At 30.6% G+C, this 12,540-nt stretch carries 11 protein-coding genes; 9 read left to right on the top strand and 2 right to left on the bottom strand.

Going from position 1 to position 12,540, the window contains the following annotated elements; all coding sequences use genetic code 11:
* The first annotated feature begins 265 nt into the window (after positions 1 to 265).
* The 9 genes from RDK80_RS06835 (at position 266) to RDK80_RS06795 (ending at position 10,272) form a co-directional block, all read left to right on the top strand.
* A complete protein-coding gene (locus RDK80_RS06835; protein WP_094903664.1) occupies positions 266 to 1,381 on the top strand; it encodes a hypothetical protein in 1,116 nt (371 codons plus the stop codon).
* A 17-nt stretch (positions 1,382 to 1,398) separates the two neighbouring features.
* Complete coding sequence (locus RDK80_RS06830; protein WP_094903666.1) at positions 1,399 to 2,073, top strand: cell division ATP-binding protein FtsE; 675 nt, start codon at positions 1,399 to 1,401, stop codon at positions 2,071 to 2,073.
* Positions 2,074 to 2,961 carry a permease-like cell division protein FtsX gene (locus RDK80_RS06825; protein WP_308523835.1) on the top strand — a complete coding sequence of 296 codons (888 nt, stop codon included), beginning with the start codon at positions 2,074 to 2,076 and terminating at the stop codon, positions 2,959 to 2,961.
* Between the two features lie 23 nt (positions 2,962 to 2,984).
* Positions 2,985 to 4,103, top strand: a complete 1,119-nt coding sequence (gene ychF, locus RDK80_RS06820; protein WP_308523834.1) for a redox-regulated ATPase YchF — start codon at positions 2,985 to 2,987, stop codon at positions 4,101 to 4,103.
* A gap of 220 nt (positions 4,104 to 4,323) precedes the next feature.
* Positions 4,324 to 4,980, top strand: a complete 657-nt coding sequence (locus RDK80_RS06815) for a class A sortase (protein ID WP_308523833.1) — start codon at positions 4,324 to 4,326, stop codon at positions 4,978 to 4,980.
* Between the two features lie 46 nt (positions 4,981 to 5,026).
* The gene (locus RDK80_RS06810) at positions 5,027 to 5,518 is read left to right on the top strand and encodes a phosphatidylglycerophosphatase A (RefSeq protein WP_094903672.1); all 492 of its coding nucleotides are present in this window, start codon (positions 5,027 to 5,029) and stop codon (positions 5,516 to 5,518) included.
* A 230-nt stretch (positions 5,519 to 5,748) separates the two neighbouring features.
* Positions 5,749 to 6,354, top strand: coding sequence for a TetR/AcrR family transcriptional regulator (locus tag RDK80_RS06805; protein ID WP_256311302.1), 606 nt, complete (start codon positions 5,749 to 5,751; stop codon positions 6,352 to 6,354).
* Positions 6,355 to 6,445: 91 nt separating this feature from the next.
* A complete protein-coding gene (locus tag RDK80_RS06800; RefSeq protein WP_308523832.1) occupies positions 6,446 to 8,512 on the top strand; it encodes an MMPL family transporter in 2,067 nt (688 codons plus the stop codon).
* A 14-nt stretch (positions 8,513 to 8,526) separates the two neighbouring features.
* Entirely contained in the window at positions 8,527 to 10,272 is a 1,746-nt protein-coding gene (locus RDK80_RS06795; RefSeq protein WP_308523831.1) for a hypothetical protein, read from the top strand.
* Between the two features lie 37 nt (positions 10,273 to 10,309).
* Here the strand turns inward: RDK80_RS06795 and RDK80_RS06790 are convergent, their stop codons facing one another.
* Both RDK80_RS06790 and RDK80_RS06785 read right to left on the bottom strand, forming a co-directional pair.
* Positions 10,310 to 11,332, bottom strand: a complete 1,023-nt coding sequence (locus RDK80_RS06790; protein WP_308523830.1) for an alpha-hydroxy-acid oxidizing protein — start codon at positions 11,330 to 11,332, stop codon at positions 10,310 to 10,312.
* 34 nt (positions 11,333 to 11,366) lie between these two features.
* On the bottom strand, positions 11,367 to 12,494 hold the full coding sequence (locus tag RDK80_RS06785) for a M20/M25/M40 family metallo-hydrolase (protein WP_308523829.1): 1,128 nt from the start codon (positions 12,492 to 12,494) through the stop codon (positions 11,367 to 11,369).
* Positions 12,495 to 12,540: the final 46 nt, after the last annotated feature.

Here is a 12,540-nt window from a genome sequence, read left to right as displayed (position 1 = left end):
TTAAAATTAAGAGTTAAAGAAGAATATTTCTTTAACTCTTTTTTATAAGCAATAGGAAAGTTCTAATTTTTATCTTTTTTATTTTAAGAACCTGTTATTATTTAAATGAGTTTTAAGCAGATTGCCGAAATATTTAGTTTGGTGCAAGTTGCTTATGCAGTAGTCAAAAAAGCTTCATTGAATGTTTTAATTTTACTATAGAAGCTTTTTTTAATTGATGATATAATTTGAGTCAAAGTCTGAATATGATTCAGGGGGGATTGGCTTGAGGGGAAAGAAAAATATATTTATTTCATTGTCTGTATTTATAGCTGTTATACTGATATTTACATCTTCAACTTTATTAGCTGATAATGAAAGCAATATTTCTGAAATCAGGGAGAAGTTAGATAATATTTCTGAAAAGGAAAAACAGATTCTTGAAGATCTTTTTATAAAATTTCAAGAGATAGAGGAGATGGAAAGAGAGAATAAAAGGATAAGCCAAGAGATATATACAATGAAGATAGGCATAGAGGGGTTAGGAGAAAAGATTGAAAAAGAAGAGACTAACTATAAACACAATCTAAATGCATTAGAAAATATTTTAAAGAGTTATCAAAGAATGGGGCCAGCATCTTTCTTAGATATAATACTTAATTCAGATAATTTAACAGATCTTATTAGAAGAATAAACATAGTTAGAGATTTAGCTAGAAACACAGGAAATCTTTTAGATAAAATAGAGGAATCTAAAGGGAGTTTAATACTTGAAAAATCTAATTTAGCTGAGAAGCTTAAATTATTAGAAGATAAGCAAGAGGCATTAGGAGAAACCCTAACAAAGAAACAGGAACTAGTAAAAGCTCAAGAAGAATATCTAGATTCTCTTGCAGAAGATAAAGAATTATATCTAGAACGTTTACAATATATTTCTATGATTATGAATGAACTTAAGATAATATTTTCAGATTTCACGAAGGAATTTGCTAAAATTATTGAGGAAGGTAATTTTCCTCAAGACGCAGTGAAAGAAACTCTTACATTGCGAGGGGTAAAGGGGATTATAGAAGAAAAGACATTTAATGATATAATTGCAGCTCATAAGGGTCTGCCTCAGATGGAATTTAAATTTTCTTCGGGAAAAATAGAGATGGAGGCACCAGAAAAAAATCTTACTCTTGAGGGTAAATTTGTTATTATAGGAGACCAAATTATAAAATTTGAGGCAGAGAAAGGTAGTTTCTATGGTATGCCCCTAGAAAAAGGAACTATAGAGGATTTATTTGAAGAAGGATATTTTATTTTAAACCTTGAGCCGCTGATAGGTAAAAATATTTTAAGGTCTGTTGAAATTATGGATGGATATATGGAATTATTAGTTACCGTAAAGCTATTTTAAAATATGGGGGAGATTTTATGATAGAAGCTAAGAATATTTCTCTAGTATATAGTGATGGAACAGTAGGATTAAAGGATGTAAATATTAAGATTGAATCTGGAGATATTGTATATATTACAGGGCCTAGTGGATCAGGTAAAACAAGCCTTCTAAAACTTTTCATGGGAATAGAATATCCTACCACGGGAGAATTAAAAGTACTAGATCTTCCTATGAGCAAAGAACAGTCAGCAAATATTAGAAAGCTTAGAAGGATTATAGGTCCAATTTTTCAAGAATTTAAGTTAATAAAGGGAAGAACTGCTTTAGAAAATGTTATGATGGGTATGAGATTTCTAGGTATTCCGCCTAAACAGATAAAAGAAGAATCAAATAATGCATTAATAAAAGTAGGACTTGAACACAAAAGGCTTTCTCTAGTAGAGCATCTTTCCTGGGGAGAAACTCAAAGGGTAGCTATAGCTAGGGCAGTAGCTAGGAAGCCAGCAATAATACTCGCTGATGAACCTACAGGTAATTTAGATATAGACAATGCACTCAATATATTAGAGCTTTTAACTTCATTTAAGAACAAGGACACATCTGTAATCATAACTACCCATGCTACACATCTAATAGAAGATTTGACAGAAGGAAAATTTATTAAAGTAGAAAATGGGAAAGTCAGCCTGGAAAGTAGAGGTGAAGCTTAAATGAAGAGTTTTTTCTATAATTTAGGCTATTTTATAAAAGAGTCTAATACCATATTTCGTGTAGATTTTCTCTCAAATATTTTTTCCATTTTTAGTATAGGATTGATTTTCTTTATTCTTTCAATGATTTTTTCTGGATGGTGGATAAGTAATGAAGTTATTGAAGTTTTGCAAAAGGAAGCAGAGATAAATGTCTATTTTGATGAAAGTCTAGGAGATAGTGAAATTGATGATTTGATTCAAAGTATACGAAGGATACATGGAGTAAGAGAAGCGAGTTTAGTTAATGAAGAAGAATCTTATAATAGAATGACTGAAATACTGGGTAAGGAATCTCGTATATTAGAGTTATTTGAAGAGAATCCCTTTAGTTCTTTTATTGAGGTTAAGATTCAGATAGAAGAGATAGATTTCGTTTTAGAGAGATTAGACTTATTAGATGGGATACAGCATATCAGAGATAACAAAGAGGTAATAGATCGTCTACAAAAAATTATTACAATACTTACAGTTTTAGGAGTATTAGTTATAACTGCCGTAGGAATATCCACTTTAGTAGTAGTATCGCATATAATCAGACAGGGTATATATAACAATAGAGAACAAATTAATACATTGAAATTATTAGGAGCTCCAGATAGTTTTATAGGTTTTCCATTTTTATTGGAAGGATTATTTTTGACTGTAGGTGGAGGTATATTAGCTTCAAGTCTAGGAGCCTTGATAATACACTATGGATATAGCCAGATGGGAGGATCTCTTCCATTTATTCCATTGCCACCTAAGGATGCAATAGTAACTTCCTTGACTATTTTAACCATGTCATTGAGTTGTATTCTGGGCATTATAGGCAGCCTATTTGGACTATCCTCTGCTAAGGCTAGTTAATTAATATAATTATAAGGAAGGAGTTGAAAAGCAGGATAAAATCCTGTACTAATATGAAAATAGGTTTAATTGGATTACCAACAGTAGGTAAAACTAGTTTATTTAATCTTTTAACAGGTTCAGACATTGGAATAACAGGTTTTTCTCAAGGGAAAGTTGAGGCTCATTTAGGTATCGCAAAGATACCTGATGAGAGGATTGATTTCTTATCTAATATGTACCAATCTAGAAAAACAACCTATGCAACAATAGAGGTAATTGATGTACCAGGTCTAGTAAAGGGATCAAGTACAGGTCAAGGTGTAGGCAATCAATTTCTAGATAATATTAGAAAAGCAGATCTTTTAGTTCATGTACTGAGAGTATTTGATAATGATAATGTAATCCATGCTGAAGGTAGTATAGATCCTATGAGAGATATAGAGACGATAAATCTTGAGTTGTTATTTGCTGATTTAGGCATTATAGAGAATCGAATTGAACGTATAGAAACATCTAAGAAGGTGACTAAGGAGAATTTAGCAGAACTAGAAGTACTTAAAAAATGTAGAGAAGGATTAGAGAATGGTCTACTACTACACAATATAGATCTCTCAGATGAAGAAAAGGACATCTTAAAGACATTTTCATTTCTATCAGAAAAACCTATGATATTAGTAGCCAATATAGATGAAAATCAATTAATGGAAAAGGATTATTCTGGGAGAAAGAGTTTAATAGATTTTGCTAAATCTGTAAATACCCCTTTAATTGAACTTTCCATCAAAACAGAATTAGAGATATCAGAACTAGATCTAGAAGATAGAGAAATGTTTATAGAAGATTTAGGCATTATAGAATCAGGTATAGATGTATTAGCTAAAACTGCCTATGATTATCTTGGACTTATTTCTTTTCTTACGGCAGGGAAAGATGAAGTAAGGGCTTGGACCATTAGAAAGGATACTAAAGCAAAGGAAGCAGCTGGAAAGATACATTCAGATATAGAAAAGGGATTTATAAGAGCAGAGGTATGTAAATTTGTTGACTTGAAAGAGTATGGTTCTATGGTAAAGGCCAAAGAGAAGGGTCTAGTTACCTTGGAAGGGAAGGAATATATTGTTGATGATGGAGATATAATTGAATTTAGGTTTAATGTTTAGATATTTTCTATAGATATAAAACTTGAATAGTTTATTCTGTTCGAGTTTTATCTTTTATTACTATAGATGAAAATTACTAAATATTTGACTAGTTTTTGGGTATATATTAGCCAATTCATAATATAATGTTTATCATTACTTTTTTTAAATAACTATATAAAGAAGCAGTAAAATTAATAACAATTCTTTTATTTCTTGTATTATTCTTGGAGGGTTAGGAATGAAGAAGTTTATATCTATAGTATTGATAATAATAGGAATTGCTTTGATCTTAACTCCTACTATTAAAAATCAAATAATTAAGCATAATATTAAAAAGAAATCTGAAATAGTAAATACTATTAGCCATGAGGAAATAACTGAGAATATAGAGACTGATGCAGAATTTGACTATGAAGCTATAGAAGATGTTGGAATTACATCTACAATTATTGGGTCAATTAACTTTGACAATAAATCTATGATAGGTCAGTTAATTATCCCAGAATTAGATATAAACTTACCAGTATTAAAGGGTGTAACCAATGCCAATCTATTAGCAGGGGCTACTACTATGGTTCCTGAGCAGAAAATGGGTGAAGGAAATTATCCCCTTGCAGGTCATAGAATGAAACAAAAGGATTTATTATTTGGTTCTTTAATGGATATAGAAGTTGGAACTACTGTGTATATAACGGATAAAAAAACTATTTATGAATATAAGATATATAATACCGTTGTAGTACCAGATACTGCTATGGAGATGTTGGATAATAAAAGATCCGAGGAACAAGGGAGACCAATTATATCCCTTATGACCTGTTATTATTCGTCAAAGACAGGGAAAAGATTTTTTGCTTTAGGAGAATTAGTAGATGAATATCCAGTGGAGGATTAAATCATAATTAAATTAGAAAATAGAATAAAAGAAAGAAGGGATATAGATGGGAAAATATAATATGGAAGAGCTACACGAAATGACTATAGAAATGCTTGAAAGAAGGGGGGTAACCTTAGAAGATATAGGAGAGTTAGTTTTATTCCTTCAGGGAAAGTATTATCCTGATCTTACACTAGAGGTTTGTATAGAAAATATTAAGGCTGTCCTTACAAAAAGAGAAATAATCCATGCCATTTTAACGGGAATAGCCTTAGATGAAATTGCAGAAAAGAAACTATTACCAGAACCATTACAAACTATAGTTGAGTCGGATGAAGGATTATATGGTATAGATGAGATTATTCCATTATCCATAGTAAATGTTTATGGTACTATAGGATTAACAAACTATGGATATTTAGATAAGGAGAAAATCGGTATTATAAAGAAAATAGATGGAATGAAGGGTATAGCAGTTCATACATTCTTAGATGATTTAGTTGCTGCCATTGCAGCTGCAACGGCTAGTAGAATAGCTCACTCTAGGAAAGATTAATAGATAAAAGAGATTTTTGAGTGAAGGATATCAAAAATCTCTTTTATTTTAGATTTCTACCTATCATTGAAAATACAGAGGTATATTGACAAAGTATTTATATTTGTTTAACTTATAGATAGAAATACATAATAAGGAATCTATACAATTTTGTATCTAGGATAGAACTAAGGTGTCTGCTATATTATAAATAGAGATGTGAAATTGTATGATATTTTAGGAGTGATCTAATGAGAGAAAATGATTTGAATACAGAAGAAAAGATACTTTTAGCTGCAATAGAATTATTTCCAGTCAAGGGAGATATGACTACAAGAGAGATAGCAAATTTAGCTGGAGTAAATGTAGCTGCTATTAACTATCATTTTAAAAGTAAAGATAATTTGATGAAAGCAGTAGAGAAGCACTATTCTAGTATGTTATATGATATACAAAATGAAATCATAAATGATCCTAGCACAACTTTGGAAGATAAGCTGATTATTTGGGCAAATCACTTAATGGAATTTATGTTTAAATGGCCTGCACTTATAACTGTGGTATCCAGTCTAATCTTGCAGGATAAAGAATATAACCCTGAAATAATAAACAAATTTTTTAGAGATGTGGAATTAAAAGATAAGATACAAGATATTATATCTAAGATTACAGGAATAGAAGATATAGATACTCTTAATTATAAATATATTCAATTATTCTCAGGTGTATTGGGACCTATTATATTTCAAGTATTACCAATGATATCAGGGATGAAGGGGATTTTCATAGATTTTAGTTTAGAAGAAGAAAGAATGAAATATATTAAAAATCTAGTAACATCTATTTTAGATAAATAGATATTGATTTTTTAGTATGTGAGTATTAAAATGTATTTAAACAATTGTTTAAAACAATTGTTTAAATACATTTTTTTATGGGGGGATTTGTGTGGAGAGTTTTGGAAATTTTATAGTAAGTCATAAGAAAGCTATAATTTTTACCTATATACTAATGATTATATTATCTATTATTACTAGCCAATTTGTAGATATTAATTATGACTTAAGCACATATTTACCAAAAGAAATAAATTCTATAAAAGGTAAAGAACTACTAGAAAAAGAATTTGGAATTTCAGGTATAGGTTATATATTGATAAAGGATAAAACCTTTCAGGATTTAGATAAAATAGCGAAGGATCTTAAATCTATCCAAGGGATAGAAAATATAATCTGGTTGGGGTCAGCAGAAGATATTTTAAAACCAGAAGAATTTATGGATGAAAGTATTAAAAAAGAATTTTTGAATGGAAATGCTAACCTAATGCAAGTGCAGTTTTCCGACTCTAATGACTCTAGGGAAACTGTAGATGCTGTTGAAAAGATACATCTTTATATAGATGACTTTGGAATAATAGGTGGCCCTGCATCAATTTCCCATGATCTGCAAAAAATCACATCTAAAGAGATATTATACTACTCTGTAATCGCATTTGTAATAATTTTCATAGTCTTGTTTTTATCTATGGAGTCTTTTATTGAACCAATACTATTTTTTATAGCCATAGGCGTGGCAATTATATTAAATAAAGGAACTAACATAATATTTCCAAATGTATCTTTTAATACAGATTCTATAGCAAGTATTATTCAATTGGCAGTTTCCATGGATTACTCTATATTCCTAATCCATAGATATATAGAAGAAAAGAAATACCATGAAAATAATGATAGGGCCATGGTAGCTGCCATTGGGAAAACATTTACTTCTGTACTTTCCTCTTCATTAACAACTGTAGGTGGTTTCTTAGCACTAATTGTCATGAAATATGGTATAGGAAAGGATATAGGTCTAGTTTTAGCTAAGGGAGTATTATTTAGTTTAATTTCAGTTATTACTTTGTTACCAATATTAGTGTTACTATCTGATAAATGGATTGAAAAATACCAACATAAGATATATCTACCTAGATTTGCAAAATCCTCACACATTATAGTTAAATATCATTATGTGTTTTTAATATTAGCTATCTTAATAGCAATACCCTCATCACTGGCTCAATCACAGGTAAAATATTATTATGCTAATGAAAAAGTGATTCCTAAGACATTTAAATCAAATGTTGCAAATACAGAAATAGACAAATTGTTTTTAAATAAAAATCAATTAGCATTAATGATTCCCAAAGGAGATAAATTAAAAGAATCTGAGTTGATAAGAAAACTTGAGACAGTTAACGGAGTAGTTGATATAAAAGGTTTATATGGGATGGTAGATATAGAAGTACCTGAGGAATTTTTACCTCTAGAAGTTACCGAAAACTTTCAAGGCGAAAATTATTCCTTAATAAATATAAATTTAAATCTTCCAATGGAAGGAGCATCTACAAAGGAGACACTAAATAATATTAAAAGTATTCTATTTAATGAATATGATGAATGGTATCTTACAGGTGAATCAATGATTTATGCAGATCTAGAAAAGATTACATCTCAGGATTTTAGAAATATAACCATTATATCTACTATAGTAATAGGAATAATAATACTTTTGGCTTTTAAATCCTTAATCATACCTATTATATTGGTATCTGTTATTCAATTAGGGATTTGGATAAATCTGGCGATACCTTACATGCAAGGTATAAGCTTAAACTTTATTAGTTTTATTATAATAGGGGCTATACAATTAGGAGCTACAGTTGACTATGCAATTCTTTACACCGCAAGATACTTGGAAAATATTGAACAGTTGGATAAAAAAGAAGCTGCCATAAAGACAATAAAAGATACAGGAAGACCAATACTTACATCAGCACTAATATTATTTACTGGAACATTAAGTGTTTATCTAATCACTAGTATGAAAAATACTGCAGAATTGACATTACTCATAGGAAGGGGAGCTATTATAAGCTTTATATTAGTGCTTGTAGTCTTGCCTTCATTGCTAATTATATTTAATAGTTTAATCAAAAAGACTACTTCAAGATTATCTAGAGAAATAAATAATTGATGGAGGGGAAAAAAGTGAAAAAAATTGTTAGCTTTATTTTAATTTTTACAATTATATTTTCATTTTCAATTATTGGTATTACAGAAGTTGTCAGACATGAAACAGTATATGTAAATTTAGATCACGATGGTAACACTAGAAATATTAAGACAGTAACTCATATTTCAGGAGAAAGTAAAGATGAATATTATATGGACTATGGAAATTTAGAGGATGTAAGAGTCCTAACAGAAGGTGTAAATCCTATAATAGATAATGGAACAATAAAATGGGATACAAAGGTATTAAGTGAGAAAGATATATATTATGAGGGAAAACTTGAAAAGAAAATTCCTCTGGAATTGGAAATTCAATATTTTATAGATGGAGCAAAGATAGAGGGGAAGGATTTAGCAGGTAAGTCGGGAGATTTAGAAATTAAGATAAATGTTAAAAATAGTAAGAGTCTAACTACCCAAATTCAAGTACCTTTGGATTTAGATATTTTTACAAGGATTGAAGCTCAAAAAGGAGTTACTTCTGTAGTAGGAAAAACTATGAATGTGGTATTTACACATCTTCCCCTAGGAGATGAAAGTTTTACAATTAAGGCGGAAGGTAAAAATATAGAGCTAAATCCAATATTAATCTCCTCCACAAGTGCCAAAATATCTCTTTCAGGAGAATTTGATGAATTTGCAGATGGAATTAAAGCGATGCATAACGGAACAAAAGAATTGGAAAATGGTTCTACAAAACTAAGTAAAGGCATGAAAGCATTAAAAGATGGACTTGTGTCCTTAAGTGGAGGAATATCAAAATTTTACAATGGGTTAAAAGAGATAGGTAATAATTTAAAAACTCTTATTAATGGATTTTCTCAATTTAATTTAGGATTAGGTACATTAAATGAAAATATTTCTGGTGTAGTAAAAGGAGTAGAGGAAGTTAACGGTGGAATAAATAAATTAAATTTAGAAAGTGGAAATATAGAAACTGGCATTTCAGGGTTAAATGATGGAATAAAAGAGATCAATGGGGGCTTAGAAAATCTCAATAGGGGTTTAGGAGAAATAAATAATGGTCATAGCAATTTAGTTCAATTAGCCCAAAGTCTAATTTCTAGTGATGACCCTAGAGTAAAAGCTCTTGCAGAAGGAGTTATTAATGAATCTAAGGCTATAGATGAACTTAGCCAAGGTCTAAATCAATCTAAAATAGGTATGGATACAATTGGTGAAAACTCAGAGAAATTACTTTATGGGTATAATGAATATAATAAAGGATTAAATAATTTAGCCTTAGGATTTAATCAGCTAAAGGATGAAATAAAGGAATTACCTGAAGAGATTAATAATATGTATTTAAGTCATAGCCAGTTAATAGAAGGGCTTACATCTTTAAATCAAGGATTTGATGTAGCTATTAATGGTGGAAATGAAATAAATGTAAATGCGAAGAAAATTCCAGAAGATATTACTGAGATGGTAGAAGGACAAGAGGAATTGACCGATGGTTTAAAAGAATTAAATGACAGTGGATTTAAAAAAATTGTAGAGGGCTTGGAGAATTTTACTATGGATGAAGCTAAAGATGACAAATTATATACTTCATTTATAGATGAAAAAAATAAGGAAAATTCAAGTTGTCAATTTATTATGCAAACACCGACTATTAAGATAGAGGGTGAAAAAGTAAAAGTAGAAATCAATGATGAAAACAATAAAACTATCATCCAAAGGTTTTTAGATTTATTTAGCAGGTTCATTGGTAAAAAATAGGATTAAAAAATAAGCTCCGATCGGAGCTTATTTTTGATTACCATTCTATAGAAATCATAGATTTGTTTATAGATGATAAATCCTTAGCACCAGTTAATATCATAGTTTGAAGAAGTTGATTCTTCATATTTTCAATTATCAATGAAACTCCTTCACTACTACCTCCATAGGCACCAAAGATTACTGGTCTTCCTATTAGAACTGCATCTGCTCCCAGAGCAATCATTTTGAAGACGTCTATTCCTGAACGAATTCCACCATCAACGAGAATCATTATTTTTCCTTTAACAGCTTCAACTATTTCAGGAAGTGCTTTTGCAGTAGATTCCGTATGGTCTAGTACTCTTCCACCATGATTTGATACGACTATAGCCTTAGCTCCAGCTTCCACTGCTAGAATTGCCTCTTCCTTTGTCATTATACCTTTTAAAATGAAAGGGAGGTTAGTAGAAGAAGTAATTTCCCTTAGTTCATCCACAGGTTTTGGGCTAACAGGGGCACCCTGTAAAGCCATTGTAATTAATCCTGCACCATCAATATCCATTCCAGCAGCAATGGCATTTATATTTTCGGCTTTCTTCACAGAGTCTATAACAAGATTATTTTTTTTAGGTTTGAGGATACCGACGCCTTTACCATTTACTTTTTTCAGAATTTCTAATCCAATTTCATAAAAAGCAGGATTAGCTGAGTCGCCAATCATAGCAATAGTACCAGCATCTATACTACCATTTACTATACTGCTTATATATTGTTCTTCCGTTAATGCACTACCCATATTAAAAGCTGTACCAGTAATTGGAGCGCTAATTATTGGTATTTCTAGTTGTGTACCGAAAAAATTAAATTTTAAATCGGGATTTTTTGCATTATGAATAGTTTTTAACCTTATTTTTACTTTAGTTAAGTCTTCAACATTAGATTTGAAAGAGGAACCCGTTAAATGGCCACCCATACCAGGAACTTCCCCTGCACAAGCTACACCATTACATATGGGACATACTCTACAGTATCCCTTCAACTTCTCTCTTGCTATATTCCTTACTTCTTTTAAATCCATCTCTTTCACCTCTATTTATTCTTATTGTACATAATCAATTATTATGCTTTTGAATATATACATTTTCAATTATTGTTGCAACTAACTCCGCTGTTTTAACAATATCATCTTCAGCTATATATTCATCTACACTATGGGCACCAAACATACCGATTCCGAGGGTAGCTGCCTTAAGTCCATTTCCATTGAAAATATTTGTATCAGATCCACCACCTGTAGGCTTTGGCATATAAGGAATATTTACTTTTTTCATTGCATTTTCTATTATTTTTAATATAGGTTCATTATTATCTAACTTGAATGTAGGATAGGAGTTGTCAACTTTAATATCCACCTTTGAGCTAAACTCTTTAGCGGCTTGCTCCATAGCTTCTACCATATGATTAACTTGTTTGTTCAACTTTTCTTCATTTAAACTACGGGCTTCAAATTCTACTTCAGCATAATCAGCTACAATATTTGTGGCTGAACCTCCTTTAATAATACCTATATTTGCTGTAGTTTCTTCATCTATCCTAAGTAAAGCCATTCTATCGATTGCTCGTGATGCAACTTGTATGGCGTTTATGCCCTTTTCAGGATTTAAACCTGCATGAGCGGCTTTACCATGAAACTTAGCATGAATTTGTGCTTGGGCAGGGCCTTGTACATTTACTCCTCCAATATCTCCACTAGCATCTAGGACAAATGCCATTTTAGATTTTATTTTAGAGTAATCTAAATATTTGGAGCCATATAGCCCAACTTCTTCGCAAATTGTAAAGACAACTTCTATATCGCCATGGGGTATATTATTTTCTTTTATATGTTTAATACCTTCCAGTATAGCAATTATTCCCGCCTTATCATCTGCAGAAAGAATAGTATTTGCTTTAGATTTTATTATTCCATTTTCAATAATGGGTTCAATATTTTCACATGGAGTCACAGTATCCATATGGGCACAAAACATAATAGGTTCTATATCTTTATTTCCACTTAAATACCCTATAATATTGCCAGTATCAGAACCTGCCTTGTTTCCAGCATCGTCAACCACGACTTCGAAGCCTATTTTTTTCATATCTTTTTTTAGTATTTCAGCAAAATGTCCTTCTCTGTAACTAGGGCTTGATATCCTTACGTAGTCTAAAAACTTAGAAATAATACTCTCCTTATTCATTTATATGCCTCCTTAAGTTAATTCAATAAATAAATCATACTATAAT

Origin of the sequence: uncultured Tissierella sp., from assembly GCF_902479755.1 — a bacterium.
Classification (GTDB): Bacteria; Bacillota; Clostridia; order Tissierellales; family Tissierellaceae; genus Tissierella; species Tissierella carlieri.
Note: the sequence above shows the minus strand (reverse complement) of the source record. Positions and strands in the feature narration are given on the sequence as shown.